This window comes from Phaeobacter sp. B1627, assembly GCF_006265095.1.
Taxonomy (GTDB): Bacteria; Pseudomonadota; Alphaproteobacteria; order Rhodobacterales; family Rhodobacteraceae; genus Epibacterium.
Window position 1 is genome coordinate 95,349 of record NZ_VCNK01000013.1, and the last position, 20,890, is coordinate 116,238.

20 protein-coding genes are annotated in these 20,890 nt (G+C 61.0%); 3 read left to right on the plus strand and 17 right to left on the minus strand.

Going from position 1 to position 20,890, the window contains the following annotated elements; genetic code table 11:
* The first annotated feature begins 351 nt into the window (after positions 1 to 351).
* Complete coding sequence (locus tag FGE21_RS07870; protein ID WP_139662744.1) at positions 352 to 552, plus strand: hypothetical protein; 201 nt, start codon at positions 352 to 354, stop codon at positions 550 to 552.
* 218 nt (positions 553 to 770) lie between these two features.
* Here the strand turns inward: FGE21_RS07870 and FGE21_RS07875 are convergent, their stop codons facing one another.
* The 17 genes from FGE21_RS07875 to uxaC form a co-directional block, all read right to left on the minus strand.
* Complete coding sequence (locus tag FGE21_RS07875) at positions 771 to 1,511, minus strand: FadR/GntR family transcriptional regulator (RefSeq protein ID WP_139662745.1); 741 nt, start codon at positions 1,509 to 1,511, stop codon at positions 771 to 773.
* 83 nt (positions 1,512 to 1,594) lie between these two features.
* A complete protein-coding gene (locus tag FGE21_RS07880) occupies positions 1,595 to 2,359 on the minus strand; it encodes a DUF1028 domain-containing protein (protein ID WP_139662746.1) in 765 nt (254 codons plus the stop codon).
* On the minus strand, positions 2,356 to 4,146 hold the full coding sequence (locus tag FGE21_RS07885) for a gamma-glutamyltransferase family protein (protein ID WP_139662747.1): 1,791 nt from the start codon (positions 4,144 to 4,146) through the stop codon (positions 2,356 to 2,358). Before FGE21_RS07885 ends, FGE21_RS07880 begins: the two co-directional genes overlap by 4 nt.
* A gap of 17 nt (positions 4,147 to 4,163) precedes the next feature.
* Positions 4,164 to 5,048: an ABC transporter permease gene (locus FGE21_RS07890; RefSeq protein ID WP_139662748.1), complete on the minus strand. Its 885-nt coding sequence runs from the start codon at positions 5,046 to 5,048 to the stop codon at positions 4,164 to 4,166.
* A 1-nt stretch (position 5,049) separates the two neighbouring features.
* Positions 5,050 to 5,994 carry an ABC transporter permease gene (locus FGE21_RS07895; protein ID WP_139662749.1) on the minus strand — a complete coding sequence of 315 codons (945 nt, stop codon included), beginning with the start codon at positions 5,992 to 5,994 and terminating at the stop codon, positions 5,050 to 5,052.
* 98 nt (positions 5,995 to 6,092) lie between these two features.
* The gene (locus FGE21_RS07900; protein WP_139662750.1) at positions 6,093 to 7,619 is read right to left on the minus strand and encodes an ABC transporter substrate-binding protein; all 1,527 of its coding nucleotides are present in this window, start codon (positions 7,617 to 7,619) and stop codon (positions 6,093 to 6,095) included.
* 57 nt (positions 7,620 to 7,676) lie between these two features.
* On the minus strand, positions 7,677 to 8,816 hold the full coding sequence (locus FGE21_RS07905; RefSeq protein WP_139662751.1) for an ABC transporter ATP-binding protein: 1,140 nt from the start codon (positions 8,814 to 8,816) through the stop codon (positions 7,677 to 7,679).
* Complete coding sequence (locus FGE21_RS07910) at positions 8,813 to 9,844, minus strand: ABC transporter ATP-binding protein (RefSeq protein WP_139662752.1); 1,032 nt, start codon at positions 9,842 to 9,844, stop codon at positions 8,813 to 8,815. Before FGE21_RS07910 ends, FGE21_RS07905 begins: the two co-directional genes overlap by 4 nt.
* A 273-nt stretch (positions 9,845 to 10,117) precedes the next feature.
* Complete coding sequence (gene uxuA, locus FGE21_RS07915) at positions 10,118 to 11,290, minus strand: mannonate dehydratase (RefSeq protein WP_139662753.1); 1,173 nt, start codon at positions 11,288 to 11,290, stop codon at positions 10,118 to 10,120.
* Positions 11,287 to 12,714: a mannitol dehydrogenase family protein gene (locus FGE21_RS07920; protein ID WP_139662754.1), complete on the minus strand. Its 1,428-nt coding sequence runs from the start codon at positions 12,712 to 12,714 to the stop codon at positions 11,287 to 11,289. The genes uxuA and FGE21_RS07920 overlap by 4 nt, the downstream gene beginning before the upstream one ends.
* Positions 12,686 to 13,429 carry a 2-dehydro-3-deoxy-D-gluconate 5-dehydrogenase KduD gene (gene kduD, locus FGE21_RS07925; RefSeq protein WP_139662755.1) on the minus strand — a complete coding sequence of 248 codons (744 nt, stop codon included), beginning with the start codon at positions 13,427 to 13,429 and terminating at the stop codon, positions 12,686 to 12,688. The genes FGE21_RS07920 and kduD overlap by 29 nt, the downstream gene beginning before the upstream one ends.
* Positions 13,426 to 14,250, minus strand: coding sequence for a 5-dehydro-4-deoxy-D-glucuronate isomerase (kduI, locus tag FGE21_RS07930; protein WP_139662756.1), 825 nt, complete (start codon positions 14,248 to 14,250; stop codon positions 13,426 to 13,428). The genes kduD and kduI overlap by 4 nt, the downstream gene beginning before the upstream one ends.
* A gap of 18 nt (positions 14,251 to 14,268) precedes the next feature.
* Positions 14,269 to 14,574 (minus strand): cupin domain-containing protein, encoded by a 306-nt coding sequence (locus tag FGE21_RS07935; protein ID WP_139662757.1) that lies wholly within the window; start codon positions 14,572 to 14,574, stop codon positions 14,269 to 14,271.
* Positions 14,575 to 14,581: 7 nt separating this feature from the next.
* Positions 14,582 to 15,862 carry a TRAP transporter large permease gene (locus FGE21_RS07940; RefSeq protein ID WP_139662758.1) on the minus strand — a complete coding sequence of 427 codons (1,281 nt, stop codon included), beginning with the start codon at positions 15,860 to 15,862 and terminating at the stop codon, positions 14,582 to 14,584.
* A 2-nt stretch (positions 15,863 to 15,864) separates the two neighbouring features.
* Positions 15,865 to 16,386: a TRAP transporter small permease gene (locus FGE21_RS07945; protein WP_139662759.1), complete on the minus strand. Its 522-nt coding sequence runs from the start codon at positions 16,384 to 16,386 to the stop codon at positions 15,865 to 15,867.
* 60 nt (positions 16,387 to 16,446) lie between these two features.
* Positions 16,447 to 17,427, minus strand: coding sequence for a TRAP transporter substrate-binding protein (locus tag FGE21_RS07950; protein ID WP_139662760.1), 981 nt, complete (start codon positions 17,425 to 17,427; stop codon positions 16,447 to 16,449).
* Between the two features lie 26 nt (positions 17,428 to 17,453).
* The gene (gene uxaC / locus FGE21_RS07955; protein WP_139662761.1) at positions 17,454 to 18,860 is read right to left on the minus strand and encodes a glucuronate isomerase; all 1,407 of its coding nucleotides are present in this window, start codon (positions 18,858 to 18,860) and stop codon (positions 17,454 to 17,456) included.
* A 162-nt stretch (positions 18,861 to 19,022) separates the two neighbouring features.
* Between uxaC and FGE21_RS07960 the strand changes: the two genes are divergently transcribed.
* A complete protein-coding gene (locus tag FGE21_RS07960; RefSeq protein ID WP_139662780.1) occupies positions 19,023 to 19,748 on the plus strand; it encodes a GntR family transcriptional regulator in 726 nt (241 codons plus the stop codon).
* Positions 19,745 to 20,641, plus strand: a complete 897-nt coding sequence (locus FGE21_RS07965) for a sugar kinase (RefSeq protein ID WP_139662762.1) — start codon at positions 19,745 to 19,747, stop codon at positions 20,639 to 20,641. Before FGE21_RS07960 ends, FGE21_RS07965 begins: the two co-directional genes overlap by 4 nt.
* Positions 20,642 to 20,890 lie beyond the last annotated feature (249 nt).

A 20,890-nucleotide genomic window follows, 5' to 3' on the forward strand; every position in this document is an offset into this window, starting at 1 on the left:
TTTCTTCTCGTTTTGTTAACTGAACATCATTGACCGAAATATCCTTCGGAACGAACTCGGGCATCGATTTGACGGGTAACCCGCAATCTTCGGCCAACTGAACTGCTATCATATGTGTGTAGGAAACATCAGGTAAACGGCATGTAGAAACGCTTCCGTTGCAATCTGCGCTATGGAACATACCTGCGAAATCCAAGGTCACAATCAAGGATGTCGCACGTGCATACGGCTGCGGAATGACAACGCAAGCCCGGCTTTCTTGCACTGCGTTTTGCCCTTCACCTTGGGCGCCGGGGCAACGCTCTCGCCTCCCCGCGCTCAAAAGAAACATGACGGCTGCCGGGATGCCACATGACAAAAGAACTCGGGTCAGATCATCGCGCAGCTGGTCGCCAAAAGACCAGCCCCGTTGCCGATATCGCCTATTCTGGCGTGGCAACAGGCATCAAGGCCGGAAATGACCGTCTGGCCGCCGCGAACAAAGCCGAAGGCTCCGATGAGATCCCGATCCTCTTTGATATCGATCTCAAGGCCTATCGGCCAAAGGCGTAGAACACGGCCATTTCAAATCCGTACTGCCCTGCGAAAGGTCGGTGCGGATGATCGTCCTACGGCTAGCAACCGGTCCCCCACCCTGCGCAGCCACCCCGCCGTGCATGCATCAGCGGCCGTGCGCGGCGACGCGGCTCTGAGAGAGCACCGCACCTCCTCTGCTGGCGCTGATGCCGTCGTTGCGAAATCAGCGTCAAATCAGCACCTCACAGGCCCCGTCAGGTGCCCGTATCAATGTCGAACAGCTCAGTATCCCAGCTGTCATCCGCCGGGTCCATCTCCATCCGCAGGGCGTCAAATCGCGTGGTGAGGTGATCGCGCATCGCCGTGCGGGCCACATCGGGATCGCCGGTTTCGATAGCTTCGATGATCGTGACATGTTCGCAATGGGACACTTCCAGCGACGGCCCGCTGCGGGCGCGTGCCCGAATGCGGATCCACTCCCGGTTGGAGCGAATTTTGTCGAGCAGCGCAAAGGAAGTGAGCAAGGGCCGATTGCGGGCGCATTGCGCGATCAGGCGGTGAAAGGCACCATCCCAGAGTTCGATCGCTTCGGAACCATTGGATTCAAACTGACGCTGCGCCAGGCGGCGGAGCCGCGCCAATTCCTCCGGTTGCATGCGCTTGGCACAGAGCGCAGCCAGCTCCGGCTCGATGCACAAACGCGCCTCCATCACCTGCAACGCGTTGGTTTCACCGGCAATCTTGGCAGCCAGTTCGGCGGTAGGATCCGCTGGCTGGCCCGCAAAGGTTCCCTTGCCCTGCTTGCGCCAGACCAGGCCTTCTTCTTCCAGACTGTCCAAGGCCAGACGCACCGCCCGGCGGCTAACGTCGAATTGCCCGGCCAGAACCCGTTCTGTCGGCAATTTACCATCGGCGGTGAGATCCCCGGATCTGATAAGGGACAGGACTTTTTGTTTGATCGGCTCGACCGACGGAATACGTGTTGATGATGTCATTTCAGCAAATTCCCCGAAATGATCAGCGAAGAAAAGCCCGCTTTCCTATGGGAGATCAAAAAAAGCATCTGCGGGACCACACGTCACTTTCTTTCATCAGGGGGCGTATCGACCGCGAATGAGCGGCTGCAGCGGCCGTCTGCGATCCGCTGCGCCTCGGCGCGGGCGATATCCGCATCTATGCCTTCGCGGCCCGGAGTGCCGGAAAAATTCGCGGCGCCGGGCATCCCCTTGGCGAAATGCACATAGCGTTCCTGGGCCACGTCCCAAAGGCGTGCCAGTTCCCCCAGTGGTTCAGCATGATCGTCGGCGCGAATATCGAGCCAGGCGTGTTCTTCGCCGCGGTGGATCACAAGACCTGCCGCCTGCCGTCCGCGCTTGTCCCCGCCCGCAGCCTCCCCCGCCTGCATCGCAACGATCAACCGCGTGGCGAAGGGCAAATCGGCATTCTCGCGATAGCTGGCAGAGGTCGCTTCGATCACCTCGGCAGCTGTCAGCATATTGCCCGCAACAGAGTGATCCTCCGCCGTCAGATGCCCAGCCCAATCGGTGCAATCGCCACCAGTGAAGGCCGCGAACCGGCCCTCCGCGTCCATCATGTGGGCCTGACGGATGGCCTGCCCCAAATCCCGCCCGGCCAGATCATCGAGAACATCCTGCGCCGCTTCTCCGGCCGCCATACGGGCCTTGCCTTCGGTGCCCCAGACCGGGTTGCAAAAGGCCTGTGTGGCGACGGCCACCCGTGCGCCCACATAGGGCACCGCCGCCCCGCAGGCAAAGAACCGCGAGGCCACGATCACGCCGATCGCGCCCTCCTGAGGACAGCGGGCGATCAACGACCAGGTCATCGTCCGACCGCATAGGCTTGCATCAGGCGCGGTGTCGCTGCCGCCCGCAAGAGCCCGTCCGGTTCCCGCAGCGCCGCAGTGAGACGCCCGACCGTCCATGGGTCGGCCACGATCACCTTGTGCCCGCGCGCCCGCAACTCGGAGATCACCGCCTCACCAAAGGCAGGCTCCACCATCATTTCAGCGCTGCGCACCTCGCGCGGGAAAAAGGAGCCCTGGAAATGCATGGAGTGAAACAAGGGCGCATCCATGCATTGCTGCAGTTCCATACCAAAATGGACGAAGCGCAGGAACCAGATCAACTGCCATTGGTCCTGCTGATCGCCGCCCGGCGTGCCAAACACCATCTGGACGCCGTCCTTTTCGGCAAGGCTCGGCGTCAATGTCGTGCGCGGGCGGCGGCCCGGAGCCAGCGAGGTGGGCAGACCGTCCTCCAGCCAGAACATCTGCGCGCGCGAATTCAAAGGAAAGCCCAGCCCCGGAATGACCGGAGAGCTTTGCAGCCAGCCGCCGGAGGGGGTTGCCGCGACCATATTGCCCCAGCGGTCGATCACATCGAGATGAACCGTATCACCGCGCTTTTCCGTCAGATGCGACATCGTCGGTTCCTGCGCGGCAACCGGACCCACGTTGAAATCACGCGCGGCCCGCGCAATATACGCCTCCGCCAGATGTTCAAAGCCCGGCACCCGCCCTGGCCGCTGTTCGGTCGAGGCTGCGTCCGTGATCAGCTTGCGCCGCTCTGCGTTATAGCCGTCGCTCAGCAGGTACTCCATCGGAATATCAGAGTGGGCCGGGTCGCCGTAGTAGGCCTCGCGGTCGGCATAGGCGAGCTTCATCGCCTCTGTGACGACATGGATGAACTCGGCCCCCAGAGGGTCCATCGCCCCCAGATCAAAGCCCTTGAGGATTGCGAGGGCCTGCAGCAACACAGGCCCCTGGCTCCAGGCCTGGGTTTTGTGGACCGTCCAGCCTTCGTATTCGTATGACAGCGTGTCCTCATAGGTGGCACGCCAGTCCCGAAGATCATCGGGTGCCAGCACGGCGCTGTGTTTTTCATCAGACACATCCATCACATGGGCATCTTTCAGGTAGGTGAAGATTGCCTCTGCGACAAAACCTTCGCGCCATTCCTGGCGGGCGGCGTCAATCTGCTCTGCCCGGTCGCCGCCTGCGGCCTCTCCGGCCTCGACCAGCCGCTCATAGGTGCGGGCCAAATCAGGGTTGCGGAACAAGGCATTGGCCTGTGGCGCTTTGCCGTCGGGGGTCCAGACTGCGGCCGACGTTGGCCATTCCTCGGCAAAGAACTCCGCGAGGCCTGCAATGGTGTTGGCCACCCGTGGCAGCATCGGGTGGCCGTCACGGGCGTAGCCGATTGCCGGTTCCATCACCTCGCGCAGGGTCATGCTGCCGTGGTCGCGCAGCATCAGCATCCAGCCGTCAAATGCGCCCGGCACCACCGTCGCCATCAGGCCGGACCCGGGAATGAGGGTCAGGCCCTGCGCCTGATAGGCCTCGATGGTGGCCGCCGCCGGAGCGACACCCTGAGCGCAAAGCACCTTGGTCTCGCCCGTATCAGCCTTGTGAAAGATCGCTGGCATATCGCCTGCGGGCCCGTTCAGATGCGGCTCGACCACCTGCAGTACAAGAGCGCTGGCGACAGAGGCATCAAAGGCATTGCCGCCCTTTTCCAGAATGCTCATGCCGACGGCCGAGGCGATCCAGTGGGTCGAGGTGGCAACCCCGAAAGTGCCACGGATCTCGGGCCGTGTGGTGAAATCGGACATGGTGTACTCCGTTATTTTCAGTGTTCGCGCGGGTCCAGCGCATCACGCAGGCCATCGCCAAGTAGGTTGAACCCCAGCACCACGAGAAAGATCGAGATGCCCGGCCACAGGGCCATCCAGGGGGCTTGATTGAGAAAGTTCTTCGCCGTGTTCAGCATTGATCCCCAACTGGGCTCGGGGGCCTGCTGTCCAAGGCCAAGGAACGACAGGGAGGCTTCGGCGATGATGGCCGTCGCGATGGTCAGCGTTGCCTGCACAAGGATCGGCGGCAGCACGTTGGGCAGGATGTAGCGGCGCAGGATCTTCGCGGTGGGCAAGCCGATCGCACGGGCGCTCTCGACGTAGTCCTCGGATCGCACGTTCAGAACCTGCCCGCGGGTCAGGCGCACAAAGATCGGCGTGGCCGAAATACCGATCGCAATCATCGCGTTGGTCAGCGACGGCCCGAGAAAGGCCGCCAGCGCAATCGCGAGAATAAGGAAGGGGGCGGCCAGCAGTGCCTCGGTACAGCGCGAGATGACGGCATCGGTCCAGCCGCCGAAATACCCGGCCAGGATGCCGAGAGGGACACCCATGCACAGGGCAATGCCGACCGAGACCACGCCTGCGAGCAATGAAGCCTGCGCGCCCCAGATCAGCCGCGTCATCACATCGCGACCAATTTCATCGGTGCCCATCCAATGCGCGGCAGACGGCGCCTTGCGGACCGCGCCCCAATCGGTGGCTGCCGGGTCCGGGATCGGCAGAACCGGTGCCAGCACTGCAATCAGAACGAAAAAGCTGACCAAAACCCCGCCGAACAGGGCGCTGCGGTGGGTTTTGAATTTCTTCCAGACGCGGTTCTCGGCCTTTCCGGGCTGGTCCTCGAATGCTGAAACCGCTGTGGTGGTTGCATCCCTCATGTCACAGCCCTCTCAGGCGGGGATTGAGGATGAAATACATCGCGTCTGCCAACAGGTTCATGAAGATGAACCCCACCGCAGTGACCAGAACGATGCCCTGTACAACCGCGTAGTCCCGATTGAAAACCGCGTCGACGACCAGTTTGCCAAAGCCGGGAATGGTGAAGATCTGTTCGGTCAGCACTGCCCCTGCAACCAATTCTCCGAACAATAACGCGGTCAGCGTCACGATCGGAGTCAGCGCATTGCGGAACGCGTGCTTCAGCACCACGCGCCGCTCCCGCAGCCCTTTGGCCCGCGCGGTGTGCACATAGTCGGCGCTGAGCACGCTCAGCATGGCGGATCGGGTGTGCCGCATCATGGTGGCCGCCAATGCGGTTCCCAACACGAACGACGGCATCAGCATCGTGCGGAGCGACTGGCCGAAATCCTCGCTCAGCGGCACATAGCCGGAGGCGGGCAAGAGCTGCCATTTCACCGAAACCAGCAGGATCAGCATGATGCCCAGCCAGAAATTCGGGATCGAGAGCCCGGACAGCGCGATCACATTGGCAATATAATCGGTGAGGGAGCCTTTTTTGTAGGCCGACAGAATACCGGCCGGCACGCCAATCGTGAGCGCAAACAGCATCGACATGGCCGCCAGTTGCAGGGTCACCGGCAGTTTTTGCAAAATCAGCTCGCTCACCGGCTGATTGGTGCGCAGCGAAATTCCCAGATCCCCCTGCAAGGCGTTGGTGACCCAGGTGAAATATTGCACCACCAGCGGATCATTCAGGCGATATTTCTCACGCAGCAGCTCCAGCACCTGCGGATCCCGCTCTTCACCGGCCAACACCAGCAGAGGATCCCCCGGCAGGAGCTTTTGCAGGGCGAAGACAAAGATCGAGATCAAAAGGATCGTCGGCACGGCTATCAGAAGGCGGCGTGTCAAAAACAGGAACATGGCGTGGCCTTGGGAGGTCTGGAGGGTGCGGGGAGCATCCTGGAAAGCGAAAAGATCGTGCCGCCGGTTCCGAAAACCAGCGGCACGCACCAAAACCGTCAGTCAGCCCAGCTGACACCCTCGAGGCGGATCATCCCGTCCGGGTAGGCGGTGAACCCTTCGAGCTTGCTGTTGTGCGCCCAGATCCAGGTCTGGTGATAGAGGTAGACCAAGGGCGATTCGTCAGCCAGCACATCCCGGGCAGCATCATAGGCCGCCTTGCGGTCGGCGGTGCTGGCGGCCACACGAGCGCCGTTCAGAGCCTCATCCACGACCGGGTTGGAGAAATGGCTGTCGTTGAGGCCTGCTCCGGTGGTGACGAACTGATGAATATTGCCATCCGGATCGACCCGGCCGGACCAGCCGATCTGGCTGGCCGTAAAATCGCCCGCCGATTGATCCGCGAGAAGGGTCGCGAACTCCTTGGAGACGATTTTCAGCTCAATCCCGGCCTCTGCGACCATCGCCTGAACCACCTGCATCAGCTGCAGCGGGACCGTGGTGTTGGGCACCTGAACCTCCAGCTGCAGCCCATCCGGGTAGCCAGCCTCGGCCAGCAGCGCCTTGGCTTTGGCCACATCCCGAGCAGGCACCGGATAGTCGGCATAATACCAGGGCGACGTTGGTGGGAACGGCTGGTTTCCGGCCGCAAAGGCGCCCTCAAACACCACCTGGTTCAGCGCGTCACGATCAATGGCATAGCTGAAGGCCTGGCGCAGGCGCTTGTCATTGCCCCACGGATTGTCGCCCTTGGCCCCATTGCCCACGTTGAAGGTAATCCCCTGATAGCCCAGCGAAACCGCATCCGCGACGGTGATATTTGCGTCGGCTTGGGCTTGGCTCAGATCCGTTGCGGCCAGCCGTTCGAGCATGTCGATGTCACCGGACTGGAGGTTTGCCAGACGCACGGTGGTGTCGGGGATCGGCAGAAAGGTCACGCTGTCAAAGGCGATCGCCTCTGCGTTCCAGTAATCCGCGAACCGTTTCAGCACGATCTTGTCCTGTGCCACGCGCTCGGCAAAGGTAAAGGCCCCGGAACAGACCGGATTGAGGCCAAAATCGACCCCGGCAGCCGCCGCCGCCGTCGGCGAGACCATCATCCCGGCGCGATCTGCCAATTGCGCCATCAGCGTCGCGTCCGGACCGGCCAACAGCAGCTTGATCTCGTATTCGCCGGTGACTTCGGTCGAGGTAATCGACGCCAGCTCTGATTTGCGCCGGGATTCGTCCATGGTTTTGGACCGTTCTATGTTCGCCGCCACCGCTTCGGCATTGAAGGGCGTGCCATCGTGGAACACCACCCCTTCGCGCAGCTGCAATGTCACGGCGGTGCCGTCTTCCGAAACCTGCCATGCGGTGGCGAGCTGGGGAATGATTTCCAGATCCGGAGTGATGTCGACCAGCTTGTCACACAGGGAGGCATAGACGATGCGCCCGACGAAGGTGCGCGATTGATCCGGATCGAGCACATCCGCATCCGATTGCAGGGCGATGCGCAGATCCTTGGCTGCGACTTCATTGGCGGACAACCCCAGAGCAGTTGCCCCCAGCAGCGCTGCCATGAGCGTTGGTTTCAGGTGTTTCATCGATGTCTTCCTCTCTGTTGGTGTTGGTCTGTTGGTCTTTTTTTGGTTTTATTCGGATCAGGTCGCAGCAGTGGGAACGCGGGCCTTGAGCACGACCTGCCCTCCCTCGATCGCTGCGCGGTACAAGGCAAACCGAGCCTCTACCGGTTCGGAATGAGGCGCGGAGCGGGCTGCACCGGCCGGCAAGGGGATCTCTCGCCAATGGTGACAGGCCACCCGGTGATCTGTGCCCGTTGCAGCTTTGCGTGAGCCGACTTCGCCTGTGTCGACAGGGGCAAGCTCCGGGACGGAGTTTCTGCACTCTGGCCCGGCAAAGGGGCAGCGGGTGTGAAACCGACAGCCCGGCGGCGGCGCGGTAGGGCTCGGCATTTCGCCGGAAAGTTGCGGCGCACGCCCTTCTCCCTCGACGCGCGGGGCGGGAATGGAGGCGAGAAGCGCCTGCGTATACGGGTGACGGGGGCTGTCAAAAACCTCCGCTGCGGTGCCGGTTTCGACGATGCGTCCCAGGTACATGACCGCGACCCGGTCGCTCATGTGCCGGATAACGCCAAGATCATGCGCAATGATCACAAGCGTCAGCCCCAGATCGCGGCTGAGATCCCCCATCAGGTTGATAACCTGCGCTTGAATGGAGACGTCGAGCGCCGAAACAGGCTCATCCCCGATCACCAGCTTGGGTCCCGAAGCCAGCGCGCGCGCGATCCCGATCCGCTGTCGCTGACCGCCGGAGAACTCGTGCGGATAGCGGTTTGCATGCGCGTCGGTCAGGCCCACGGTCCGCAACAGATCGCCGATTTTGGCGCGCCGCTCCCGTGCCGTCAGGTCGGGGCGATGGACTTCCAGCGGCTCCCCGATCAGCTTGCCCACTGTCATCCGCGGGTTGAGTGAGGAAAACGGGTCCTGAAAGATGAACTGCATGTCGCGACGCAACCGGGTCAGGTCCGGACCAGCGGCATGGCTGATGTCCTCGCCGTCGAAAACGACCTGACCGGCCGTCGGCTCCAGCAGCCGCATCAAGAGGCGCGCAAGCGTGGATTTTCCACATCCCGACTCTCCGACGATGGCAAACGTCTCCCCCCGGCGCACCTCAAGCGAGACATCATCGACCGCCTGCACCACCGGCGCTCTGGTCAGAAAACCACCGCCACCAAATCGCTTCGTCAGGCCCGAAGCCCGCAGGATCAGATCGCCGCTCATGCCTGCACCATCACGTGCTCTTCCAACGGCGCGAAATGGCAGGCGACGCGATGGCCCGATCCGGCCGCCATCGGCAGGGGACGTTCGGTACAGGTTTCATTGGCAAAGGCACAACGAGTGCGAAAGCGGCATCCGGAGGGCATGTTTTCAATCGCCGGAACAGAGCCCGGAACGATGGCCAGACGCCCGCCGGGACGGTCGAGCCGCGGCATCGCACTCATGAGACCAATCGTATAGGGATGCTGCGGGTTGGCGAAGATCTCCCGCACGGGACCATATTCGACGACTTCGCCGCCATACATCACTGCCACGCTATCGGCAATTTCGGCCACGACTCCAAGATCATGGGTGATCATCATCGTGCCCATGCCGGTGTCGCGGCGCAGGTCGTCAATCAGGTTCAGGATCTGCGCCTGAATGGTCACGTCCAGCGCGGTGGTCGGCTCATCCGCGATCAACAGCTTGGGATCATTGGCGAGCGCGATAGCAATCATGACTCTCTGACGCATACCACCGGACAATTGGTACGGGAATTCTTTCAGCCGCTGATCCGGCGCGGATATCCCCACCTTGACCAGCAAATCACGCGCACGCCGCAGGGCCTCAGCGCGGGTGCCCCCCTGGTGCTGCAATACAGATTCCGCGATCTGATCGCCCACGGAAAAGGCCGGATTGAGCGAGGTCATCGGTTCCTGAAAGATCATTGCGATCTGATTCCCGCGCAAATGCGACGGTAGGTTTTCCCGGCGCAGATCGTAGGATTTCCCCATAAAAGAAAGATCACCGGACAGAACATCGGAGGCGCCTTTCGGCAAAAGCCCCATGATCGACATCGCCGTTACGCTCTTGCCGCATCCGGATTCGCCCACGACGCACAGGATTTCGCCCGCCGAAACCGATAGGCTGATACCGTTGACGGTGGCTACCGTTTGCCCGCGAAAGCGCAGTGTGAAATCATCCAACCGTAGGATGGCTGCCGGGGAAACCCGGGTCGGCCCTTCTATTGGAACTCGTTGATCGGACGACATCCGGGTCTCCTCTGGCAGCTGCTGGGCCTGAACGCATTGCACCAATTACATATTGGTTCAGGATCCATGCTGTCAACCAGGCACATCTTCGAAGCGGCCGATCTGTATCGGCGCCACTAGGGCCTCATCAAAAGATGCTCAGAAAACAGGCGCTGGTGAGGGGCCAGGCGTGACGGGCAAAGCTGGCAGACAGGCCACTTTTTCCGGCCCGGTTTTCGAACCAGAACGGGGACGTCGGCCGCCCAGCGCAGATGCGCATTCGCCTGCGGTGGATCAGGAGCCCGCGACGCCCCTGATCACGCCACGCAGTTCCGCCAGCCCACGCAATCGCCCGATCAGCGGGTATCCCGACACCAGCTCGCGCGAATGGTCGCTGAGCAGGACATGCCCGTGATCCGGGCGAAACGGGATCAGGTGATCCTCATGACCCGCGTATTTTCGGTGCTCCTGCTCGGCCAGCAATACCCGGATCAGAGCCACCATATCTGTGTCCCCCTCCAGATGGGCCGCTTCTTCGAAAGAGCCATCTGCTTCCTTCGCCACGTTCCGCAAATGCGCAAAATAGATACGGTCCGCGAATTCCTCGGCAAGTGCAGGGACATCATTCTCTGGATTGGCCCCGAGAGAGCCGGAGCACAGGGTCAGCCCGTTTGCCGGGCTGTCAAAAGCGCTGAACAGCCACCTCAGATCCTCGGCGTCCGAGACGATGCGTGGCAGGCCGAGGATATCGCGTGGCGGATCATCCGGGTGCACCGCAAGGCGAAGGCCGAGATCTTCGGCGGCAGGCCCGACTTCATTGAGGAAGCGTTTGACATTGGCGCGGATTTCATCCCGGCCAACACCTTCGTACGCAAGCAGCGCCCCGCGAAGACCCGCAATGTCATACCGTTCGAACGCGCCGGGAATCCCCGCCATGATCGCAGCAAGAAGAGCGGAACGCTCGCTTTCGGAAGAGGTCTGATACCAATCACCAGCCTTGACGAGAACATCCGGCGGGTAGTCATGCGCCGCATCCTGACGCCCGAGCATATGGAGTTCGAACGCACACATCTTGACAGCATCGAACCGCAAACAAGTCCCACCCCCTGCGACGGGCGCAGCGAGATCGGTTCTGGTCCAGTCCAGAAGCGGCATGAAATTGTAGCAGATCGTTTTGATACCCTGGGATGCGAGGTTGGCCATCGACTGGCGGTAGTTCGCAAACAGCGGGGACAAGTCCCCCTCGCCGCGTTTGATCGACTCATGGATCGGCAGGCTTTCCACTACGGTCCAGTCAAAACCCGCAGCTTCGATCCTGGATTTGCGCGCGGCAATCGTCTGCGTAGGCCAGACCTCCCCATAGGGGATTTCATGGAGCGCGGTCACAATGCTGCCTGCACCAGTTTGCGAAATCTCCGATAGCGAAATCTTGTCGAGGTCACCGTACCATCGCCAGCTCTCGATCATGAGGTCACATCTTTCACTGCGTCACGCGCCCCCAGCGCACACAGACGGGCGGCGGCCGTCGTCAACGGTGCGCGCAGCGGCTGGACCAAATCCGGTGGAAAGATCGCGCTCAGCGACAGAAAAGCCGACACTGTTTCAGCAGGCGACGCGGCGCGCTCGGACAGATGACGCAGCGTGTCGGCCATTGGATCGCGCACGTCAATCGGCTGGCCCGCCTCATCCACACCGCCCGCGTATCGCATCCATGCGGCAACCGCGAGGCAGAGCGCGCCGACCTCGCGCCCGTTTTCCAGATTGTCGCGCAGCGTCCCAAGCAGGCGCTGAGGCAATTTCTGGCTGCCATCCATCGCGATCTGCCAGGTTCTGTGATGAATGGCAGGGTTTGCGAAACGGGCGAACAACGCCTCTGCGTATTGTGTGAGGCTGACCCCCTCAGGGGCCTCTACGGTCGGCGTGATCTCCTCCCATAGTCTGCGCGCGTAAGCCGCAAAAACCGGGTCGGCCACTGTTTCGGCGATGGTCGCATGCCCCGCAAGATAGCCTGTGTAGGCCAAGGCTGAATGGACACCGTTGAGCATGCGCAGTTTCATGTGTTCATGGGCGGTGACATCCGTCACCATTTCAGCGCCGGCCGCCGCGAAATCCGGGCGCGCCCCGCCGACAAAATCATCCTCGATTGCCCATTGGGAGAACGGCTCGTGCAGGACCGGGGCCGCGTCTCGGTAACCCAGACTCTCGCTGATCCGCGTTATGTCGGCCTCTGTTGTGGCCGGGGTGATGCGATCAACCATGGTTGACGGAAACCGCCCTTCCACAGCAATCCAGCGCTCCAGCTCCGGGTCGATTTCTGCCGCGAGTTGCAGCACCAGACGGCGGACCAGCCTGCCATTCTCCGGCAGGTTGTCGCAGGTCAGCACGGTATAGGGCGCGGTGCCGGCCGCCCGGCGCATCTGCAACCCGCGCACCAGATAGCCCAAAGCCGATGTTGGTATCCTGTGGGTCAGATCGTGGCGGATGTCAGGATGCGCCATGTTCAAAAGCCCCGTGGCCGGGTCGTGACAATAGCCTTTTTCCGTCACCGTCAGCGATACGATCCGCGTGGTGGGAGCGGCCAACGCGTCGAGCACGCGCTGTGGGTCTTCCGGTGCCACCAACACGGAATTCAATACCGTGACATCGCGGAAGTGCTGTTGCCCGGGCGCCAGCGTTACCGAGGTATAGGCCCAATTTCGCGCCCGCAACGCATCCCGGGTTGCCGGGCTGCGCAAAGAGACCCCGATGATGTCCCAATCGCCACCGGAGGCCGCCATCGCATCGGCCACATACACACATCCAAAGGCGCGGAAGAATGCGCCAAGTCCCAGATGCACGATACCGGCCGCAGGAGACTTCTGTTCAACGGGCAAGCCAACCCCCATCAACATTCAGGATGGCGCCATGCACATATTGGGCAGCAGGCGTACAAAGGTAGACCGCTGCTCCGGCGATATCTTCTGCGGCGCCCCAGCGGCCCGCCGGAATACGCTCCAGAATGGCGGCATTGCGCGCGGGGTCATCCCGGAGCGCTTGCGTGTTGTTGGTTTCAATATAGCCGGGCGCGACCGCATTGACGTTGATCCCCTTGGCGGCCCACTCATTCGCCAGGAGCTTGGTCAGCCCGCTCACGCCATGTTTCGATGCAGTATAGGACGGCACCCGGATACCGCCCTGAAAGGACAGGAGCGAGGCAATATTGACCACCGCGCCGCGTCCTTTGCGGGCAAACACGGCCTTGCCAAACGCCTGCGTGGTAAAGAAAAGCGCCTTGAGGTTCACATCCATGACGCAGTCCCAGTCGTCTTCGGTAAAGTCGATTGCATCATTGCGGCGGATGAGACCTGCATTGTTGACCAGAATATCCACCGCTTCGCCGTCAAACAGCGCCCTGCCCGCCATCGGATCACTGAAATCCGCGAGGACGGAGGTCGCCACCCCGCCGGCGGCCTGGATCTTTGCGACCGTTTCGTCACAGGCCCGGCGCCCGACGCAGACGACCTCGGCCCCGGCGGTGGCAAGCCCCTGCGCAATCGCCTGCCCGATACCGGTGTTGGCACCGGTCACCAACGCCCGTCGCCCCGCGAGAGAAAAGGCTGTACTCAACGCAAATCCTCCATCGCGATCATGTCCATATCCGTGAAATCAACGTTGTCGCCCGCCATCGCCCAGCAGAACGTATAGGATGACGTGCCCGCACCGGCATGAATGGACCAGGGCGGCGAGATCACCGCCTCCTCGTTGGCCATGACAAGATGGCGGGTCTGGCTCGGCTCTCCCATCATGTGAAAGACGCGGGCGTCGCTGGGCATGTTGAAATACAGATAGGCTTCCATGCGGCGGTCATGTGTGTGTGCGGGCATGGTGTTCCATACCGATCCCTCGGCGAATTGGGTGTAGCCCATCAGCAACTGACAGCTTTTGCAGACCTCGGGGTGCAAAAGCTGGATGATGACCCGTTCGTTCGCAGTTTCTTTCGACCCCATTTCAACGCGGCGGGCGTCCGATACCCTGATCAAGGTGGTGGGATAGGTCTGATGCGCGGGCGCCGACAGGATATAGAACCGCCCCGCCCCGGCAAATTCGACGGCTCCGGCCCCCATGCCGATATACAGCACCTCGCCGGTGTCTACCTCGAAGGTCTGCCCGTCCACGGTGATCGTGCCCGCATCGCCGATGTTGAGCACACCCATTTCGCGGCGTTCCAGAAAGCTGGCCGTACCAGTGGCCTCCATCTGGTCCAACGTCAGCGCTCCTCCGCCGGGGACGGCCGATCCCAGGATGAGCCGGTCATAGTGACTGTAGACCAGGTTGATCTCGCCGTCGGCGAACAGGCCACCGACGTGGAAATGATCCCGCAGCTGCTCCGTATCAAGGGTCTTGGCCGTCGCCGGGTCGATCGCATAGCGCGTTTCGGATTTCAGCATGATATCATCGCTTTCTGTTCATAAAAAATCATCACGGCGCGGCGTGAACGTGTCGATCAGAGTGCCCGCGGCAACGCAGGTGCATCCGTGTTCCGTATTGCCGGGGATCACCAGACTGTCGCCCGGCGCAAGTTCGTGGCTGGTCCCGTCCACATGGAACAGGAACCGCCCGCTTTGCACATATGTGGACTGGACGTGGGGATGGTGATGCAGTTTGCCCTCGCCACCGGTGTCGAACCGGAAGGCAACAACCATCAGATCGGGGGTCTCGGCGAGCACCTGGCGGGTCACGCCGGGATCGGCATCAACAACGGGAAAGCTCATAGTGTCCTCATCTGAAAAGGGAGGGCAGCCACAAGGACAGCCCGGGGATATAGGTGACAAGCAGCAGCACAGCAAAGGCCGCACCGTAGAACGGCCAGATCGAGCGAACGGCATTGCCAATCGGAATGCGCCCCACTGCGCAGCCGACGAATAGCACCGCCCCCACCGGTGGCGTGCACAGGCCAATGCCGAGGTTCAGGATCAGGATGACTCCGAAGTGAACCGGGTCGATCCCAAACGCGAGCGCCACCGGAAGGAAGATCGGTGTCGTGATCACGATCAGCGGCGACATATCCATGAATGTTCCAAGGATCAGCAGGACCACGTTCATCAGCAGCAGGATGACAATCGGATTGTCCGACACCCCCTGCAGCAAGGCGACCATCGACGCAGGCACTTTGGTGTAGGCCAACAGCCAGCCGAAGGACGCGGCACAGCCGATCACCATCAGCACCATGGCCGTTGTGCGGACGGCGGCAAAGGTCGCCTGGATAAAATCATGCCAGCTGAGGGTGCGGTAGACGAAGAACGTCACCAGCAGCGCATAGACAACGGCAATATTGGAGGATTCAGAGGCGGTGAAGATCCCTGACCGGACGCCGCCGAAAATGATCGCCACCAGAACAAGACCCGGAGCAGCAGCGACAAACAGCACTCCGATCATCCGGAACCCCTGAAAGGGCTGTACCGGGTAGCCTTTGCGCTTTGCCACCCACCAGGACACGATCATCAGCGCCAGCGCCAGCAGAAAACCGGGCAGGATGCCTGCGGTAAAGAGATCCGCGATCGAGATCCGCCCGCCTGCCGCGATCGAGTAGATGATCATATTATGCGACGGCGGCAGCAGCAGGGCGATGATGGAACTGACGACCGTGATGTTCACGGCATAGTCCACGTCATAGCCCCGCTCTTTCATCTGCGGCACCATCAGCCCGCCCACCGCAGAGGCATCAGCGGCGGCCGAACCGGACACACCGCCGAACATGACGGATGACAGAACGTTGACCTGCCCCAATCCGCCGCGCAAATGCCCGACAAAAGCCCCCGCGAGGGCCACCAACCGGCGCGCGATGTCGCCGCGAACCATCAGATCGCCGGCAAAGATGAAAAAGGGAATCGCCATGAGCGCAAAGACCGAGACGCCGGAATTGAGCCGCTGAAACACGACGACCGGCGGCAGGCCCAGGTATGCAATCGTCGCAAAGCTCGACATACCGAGGCAAAATGCGACCGGCGTGCCGATCAGGAGCAGCACCACGAAAGTGCCAAAGAGGACGTATAGTTCCATATTCAGTCCCCTGTCGCATCTTCGCCAAAGCGCGCGGTCGCCAGACCCGCTGCCCGGCGTGCGACCCGCTCAATTGAGAAGAGCACGATCAAAACGCCGCCGATGACCAATGGAACGAAATCAAAAGCGCCGGAGATTCCGAGGCTCGGCAGTATATTTCCAGACGTCTTTTCCGCGAGTTGCCAGCCGTACCAGATCATGCCGCCGCCAAATGCCGCGACCGCAAGATCGGACACGGAATGCAGAATTTTCTTGAGCCGAAGCGGGCTCATATAGAGCACCACATCGAAGGACAGGTGGTAGCCTTCGCGGATGCCCACCGCGGCGCCGAGGAAAATGAACCAGCCCATGATCATCACCGAGGCAGGTTCGGTCCAGACGATGCTGTCATTCAGGACGTAGCGCCAGAAGACCTGTGCTGCGATCAGCGCCGTCATCAGAATTAATCCGCAGGCCGCAGCCCACAATGCGATATGCGCGATGCGTGATGTGGCCCGCGCAACCGACTTCATCGTCTCTTCCATGTCGTATTCCCATGACCACGAAAAAGCCCGCCGACCGAGGTCAGCGGGCCTGAAAATGGCTTACTCTGTTGCCTGAATGTCTGCGACGAGCTGCTTCAGAACAGGCGAGGTCACATATTTTTCATAGACGGGAGCCATTGCTTCGATGAAGGGCGTCTTGTCGATATCCGTCACGATCTCGACCCCGGCTTCGCGCACGCGGGTCTCTGATTCCAATTCCCGCGCGGCCCAGAGTTCCCGCATGATCGGGACCGAGTCCTTGGCAGCCTGACGCACCAGAGCCTGATCCTCGGCGCTCAGTTTGTCATAGGAGGTTTTGGACATCACCAGCACCTCTGGCACAATCAGGTGCTGATCCAGAGTGTAGAACTTTGCCACTTCAAAGTGACCGGAGCTGTCATAGGACGGCCAGTTGTTTTCGGCCCCGTCGATCACCCCTGTCTGGATGGAAGAATAGACCTCCCCGTAGGGCATGGGCGTCGCATTGGCCCCCAGAGCGGAGACCATGTCGACGAACATGTCGGACTGCATCACCCGGAATTTCATACCGGCCAGGTCCGCCATGGAATTGATCGGCTTTTCCGAGTTGTAGAAGCTGCGGGAGCCACTGTCGTAGAAGGCCAGCCCGACCAGATCGTGATCGGAAAACGCATCAAGGATCTGCTGGCCGACGGGGCCATCCATGACCTTGTGCATATGTTCAACCGACCGGAAGATATACGGCAGGGACGGGATTTGGGTTTCTTCGATGATATTGTTGAAGGGGCCAAGCGAGACCCGGTTCAGATCGATCACGCCAAATTGTGTCTGTTCGATGCTGTCTTTTTCTTCGCCGAGCTGCGCAGAGTGGAACACTTCAATGCACAGCCGGTCGCCGGAGCGCTCTTTCAGCATCTCGCCCATCGCGTTGACGGCAGCGACCGTCGGATATCCGTCGGGATGGGTATCAGAGGAGCGCAGCGTCACTTCGCAGGCGGTTGCCGCTGCTCCCATCGCCACGGACGCCAGCAAGGCCGCCCCCAGAGTTTTCATATATGTCATTGTTTTCCTCCCAGAAAATGGCTCCATCAGAGCCGGTAGGCTTGTTTTGCAAGCCGGTATGCGAGGTCAGTTGCGACCTCGTGTGCTTCGTCCCTGTCCAGCCGGCCGGTTTCGACCAGATTGGCAATGAACGAGCAGTCCACGCGCCGCGCCACATCGTGACGGGCGGGAATGGAACAAAATGCGCGGGTGTCGTCGTTGAAACCGACGGTATTGTAGAAACCTGCCGTCTCCGTCGTCATCTCGCGGAACCGCATCATGCCTTCATAGCTGTCGTGGAACCACCATGCCGGCCCCAGCTTGAGCGCCGGGTAAACCCCTGCCAGGGGCGCCAGCTCGCGGGCATAGCTGGTTTCGTCCAATGTGAAGACGATCACCGAGAGGCCGGGCGCTGCGCCGACCGCGTTCAGCAAGGGGCGCAGATTGCTGACATAATCGGTGCGCATGGGAATATCATAGCCCTTGTCGCGGCCAAACCGTGCAAAGATGTCTTTCGAATGGTTGCGCAAGGAGCCCGGATGGATTTGCAGAACCAGGCCATCATCGAGGCTCATCCGCGCCATTTCAGTCAGCATATGGCCGCGAAACCTGTCTGCCTCCTCCGCCGAACATTTGCCCCTCAACGCCTTGTCAAAGAGCTCTGCCGCTTCTGACTGCGGCAAATCCTCGGTCCGGGCCGTCGGGTGGCCATGATCGCTGGAGGTGGCGCCATAGGTTTTGAAGAAGGCACGACGGTTGCGATGCGCAGCCAGATAACCGCTCCATGTGGTTGCATCTTCGCCTGCCAAATCGCCAAACCGACCGATATTCCGCGCGAAGCCTTCGAACTCCGGGTCGACCACAGCATCGGGTCGGTATGCGGTCACAACCCTCCCCTTCCAGCCGCTGGCGCGGATCATCTCGTGCCAGCGCAGATCATCAAGGGGGCTTTCGGTCGTGGAGATCGCCTCGATATTGAACCGCTCAAACAACGCGCGCGGCCGATAGGCATCCTGTGACAGACACTCTGCGATCCGGTCGTAGATGGCATCGGCAGTCGCTTCGGAGAACCGTTCTGTGATGCCAAACACCTGCTCAAAGGCATGGGTAATCCAAAGGCGCGACGGAGTGCCGCGAAACAGATGGAAATTCCGGGCAAACAAGCGCCAGATCTTCCGTTTGTCCTGCTCTGTTCCCCCCCCATCGATACGGGGCACCCCCAGCGACTCCAGCGGGATTCCCTGCGAATGAAGCATACGAAACGCATAGTGATCGGGGGTGACGAACAAGTCGGTCGGATTGGGGAAATGCGCGTTCTCGGCAAACCATCTTGGATCTGTATGGCCATGAGGGCTGATAATGGGCAGGTCCCGGATACCATCATACAGCTCGCGCGCCAGTGCCCGCACCTGCGGGTCGACCGGGAAAAGCCGATCCTCATTCAAGACTGCCATATCACCCTCCCAGATGCGGCTTTTGTCGTGTGTTCACGATTCTGCCATACTAATAACCTAATTTTTCAAACTCCCTCATGTCAACTAGTAACCCAGTTGCACTCGCGAATGGAAAGTGCGATACAGCTCAAGGCGAAGAACGGATATGAGTGGGACTTGAAAATGGGAGGAACATTGAAGCAGCCCAATGATGCTTTGCCTCTGCCGCTGATCACGCAGCTTAATCAGCCCACAGTCGCGGACCGGGTTTTCGAAGAGCTGAGACAGCGCATTCTGAATCTGGATTTGCCGCCCCGCACAAAGATATCCGAGGCGGAAGTCGCCAAGACGATGGGTGTGTCCCGACAACCGGTGCGGGAAGCCTTCAAACGCCTGGCCAAGATCGGTTTTCTGGTGATCCGACCGCAAAGCGGCACCACCGTCAGCCTGATTTCGGGCGAGGCCGTCCTGCGGGCCCGTTTCGTGCGGACGGCCCTCGAGGTGAAGACCTGCCGCACCCTGTGCACCATGATCACACCAGCGGGGCGGGCCGCGCTCTCCGCGCTCATCGAGCAGCAACGCGAAGCGGTCAAAGTCGATGACCGCAGCAAGTTTCACGCCGCCGATGATGCCTTCCACCGTGAAATTTGCGTCCTTGCCGGGGTGGAATACGTGTGGGACCTGCTGACCGAAACCAAAACCCATATGGACCGCATTCGCATGCTGTCGCTCGATTCCACCTCGCAGAAACTGGCGCTGAAAGAGCATGTCGAGCTCTTCGATGCCATCTGCAACAACAAGCCCGATGTGGCGGAAGACGTCATATCGAACCATCTGTCGCGCATTCTGCTGCTGATCGATGAACTCAAAGAACAAAACCACACGTTTTTTACGGATGCTGCAACATGAGCCGGATTGTCGCGATTGGCGAATGTATGGTCGAAATGGCTTCGAAGGATGCGGACACCTACCGCATGGGGTTCGCAGGCGATACCATGAACACCGCCTGGTATCTGCGCAGGCTGCTCGATCAAGCTGACACGGTCGAGTATTTCACCGCCGTGGGGACAGATGCCCTGTCGGACCGCATGGTGACGTTCCTGCAGGACGCGGGGCTTGAGACCGACCATATCCTGCGGCGCCCCGATGTGTCGGTGGGCCTCTATACGATCCAGTTGCAGGAGGGCGAACGCAGCTTCAGCTATTGGCGCGGCCAGAGTGCGGCGCGCAGTCTCGCACAGGACGAGCGCGCGCTCATATCCGTTCTGACGCATGCGGATATGGCGTATTTTTCCGGGATTACCCTCGCGATCCTGCCGGAAAATGATCGGAACACGCTCCTGCAGGTTCTCGCTGATTTCAGGAAAAAGGGCGCAAAGGTTATTTTTGACCCGAACCTGCGCCCCAAACTTTGGGAAGACGAGGAGACGATGCGGCGGGTCGTCATGGAAGCCGCCAGCGTCAGCGACATGGTGCTGCCGTCGCATGAGGACGAGGCCCTCTGGTTTGGCGATGCGGACCCGGCCGCAACGGCGGCACGATACGCGGATCACGGCTCGTCTTGGGTCATCGTCAAGAACGGGGCGGGTCAGATCCTCGCATGGGAGAACGGCAACCTGAGCCTGCACGACCCGGTCGCTGTCTCCGAGGTCATCGACACCACGGCAGCGGGCGACTCTTTCAACGCGGGCTTTATCGCCAGTTGGATAACCGGCGCGTCTGTTGCCGGGGCCATCCAATCAGGGGCCGGGCTTGCGGCTCAGGTTGTGCAATCTCGCGGTGCGCTGGTCAACCTCCGCTGATCAGCGGAACCTGACGCCCCCCCGCCCCCGACATGCCAACTCCGACATGGGCCGGATGTCCTCCGCTTCTCTTTGCCTTCCCCCTTGCCTATATCCGGCCCTTCGGAGTGATGGTGACGACGGGGCGTGAAACAGCTCCGTGAGACAGCAGGCCTCTCGCATGATGGCTTCGGGGATGGGGCCAGAGATCGGGCTGGAGAGAGGGCCAAGGCACGCCTTCGGCAAATGCACGATCAGCGTCGATAGCCC

Coding starts and splice junctions, on each gene's coding strand:
- FGE21_RS07870 (WP_139662744.1), top strand. CDS start 352: ATGACAAAAGAACTCGGGTCAGATCATCGCGCAGCTGGTCGCCAAAAG.
- FGE21_RS07875 (WP_139662745.1), bottom strand. CDS start 1,511: ATGACATCATCAACACGTATTCCGTCGGTCGAGCCGATCAAACAAAAA.
- FGE21_RS07880 (WP_139662746.1), bottom strand. CDS start 2,359: ATGACCTGGTCGTTGATCGCCCGCTGTCCTCAGGAGGGCGCGATCGGC.
- FGE21_RS07885 (WP_139662747.1), bottom strand. CDS start 4,146: ATGTCCGATTTCACCACACGGCCCGAGATCCGTGGCACTTTCGGGGTT.
- FGE21_RS07890 (WP_139662748.1), bottom strand. CDS start 5,048: ATGAGGGATGCAACCACCACAGCGGTTTCAGCATTCGAGGACCAGCCC.
- FGE21_RS07895 (WP_139662749.1), bottom strand. CDS start 5,994: ATGTTCCTGTTTTTGACACGCCGCCTTCTGATAGCCGTGCCGACGATC.
- FGE21_RS07900 (WP_139662750.1), bottom strand. CDS start 7,619: ATGAAACACCTGAAACCAACGCTCATGGCAGCGCTGCTGGGGGCAACT.
- FGE21_RS07905 (WP_139662751.1), bottom strand. CDS start 8,816: ATGAGCGGCGATCTGATCCTGCGGGCTTCGGGCCTGACGAAGCGATTT.
- FGE21_RS07910 (WP_139662752.1), bottom strand. CDS start 9,844: ATGTCGTCCGATCAACGAGTTCCAATAGAAGGGCCGACCCGGGTTTCC.
- uxuA (WP_139662753.1), bottom strand. CDS start 11,290: ATGATCGAGAGCTGGCGATGGTACGGTGACCTCGACAAGATTTCGCTA.
- FGE21_RS07920 (WP_139662754.1), bottom strand. CDS start 12,714: ATGTTGATGGGGGTTGGCTTGCCCGTTGAACAGAAGTCTCCTGCGGCC.
- kduI (WP_139662756.1), bottom strand. CDS start 14,250: ATGCTGAAATCCGAAACGCGCTATGCGATCGACCCGGCGACGGCCAAG.
- FGE21_RS07935 (WP_139662757.1), bottom strand. CDS start 14,574: ATGAGCTTTCCCGTTGTTGATGCCGATCCCGGCGTGACCCGCCAGGTG.
- FGE21_RS07940 (WP_139662758.1), bottom strand. CDS start 15,862: ATGGAACTATACGTCCTCTTTGGCACTTTCGTGGTGCTGCTCCTGATC.
- FGE21_RS07945 (WP_139662759.1), bottom strand. CDS start 16,386: ATGGAAGAGACGATGAAGTCGGTTGCGCGGGCCACATCACGCATCGCG.
- FGE21_RS07950 (WP_139662760.1), bottom strand. CDS start 17,427: ATGACATATATGAAAACTCTGGGGGCGGCCTTGCTGGCGTCCGTGGCG.
- uxaC (WP_139662761.1), bottom strand. CDS start 18,860: ATGGCAGTCTTGAATGAGGATCGGCTTTTCCCGGTCGACCCGCAGGTG.
- FGE21_RS07960 (WP_139662780.1), top strand. CDS start 19,023: ATGGGAGGAACATTGAAGCAGCCCAATGATGCTTTGCCTCTGCCGCTG.
- FGE21_RS07965 (WP_139662762.1), top strand. CDS start 19,745: ATGAGCCGGATTGTCGCGATTGGCGAATGTATGGTCGAAATGGCTTCG.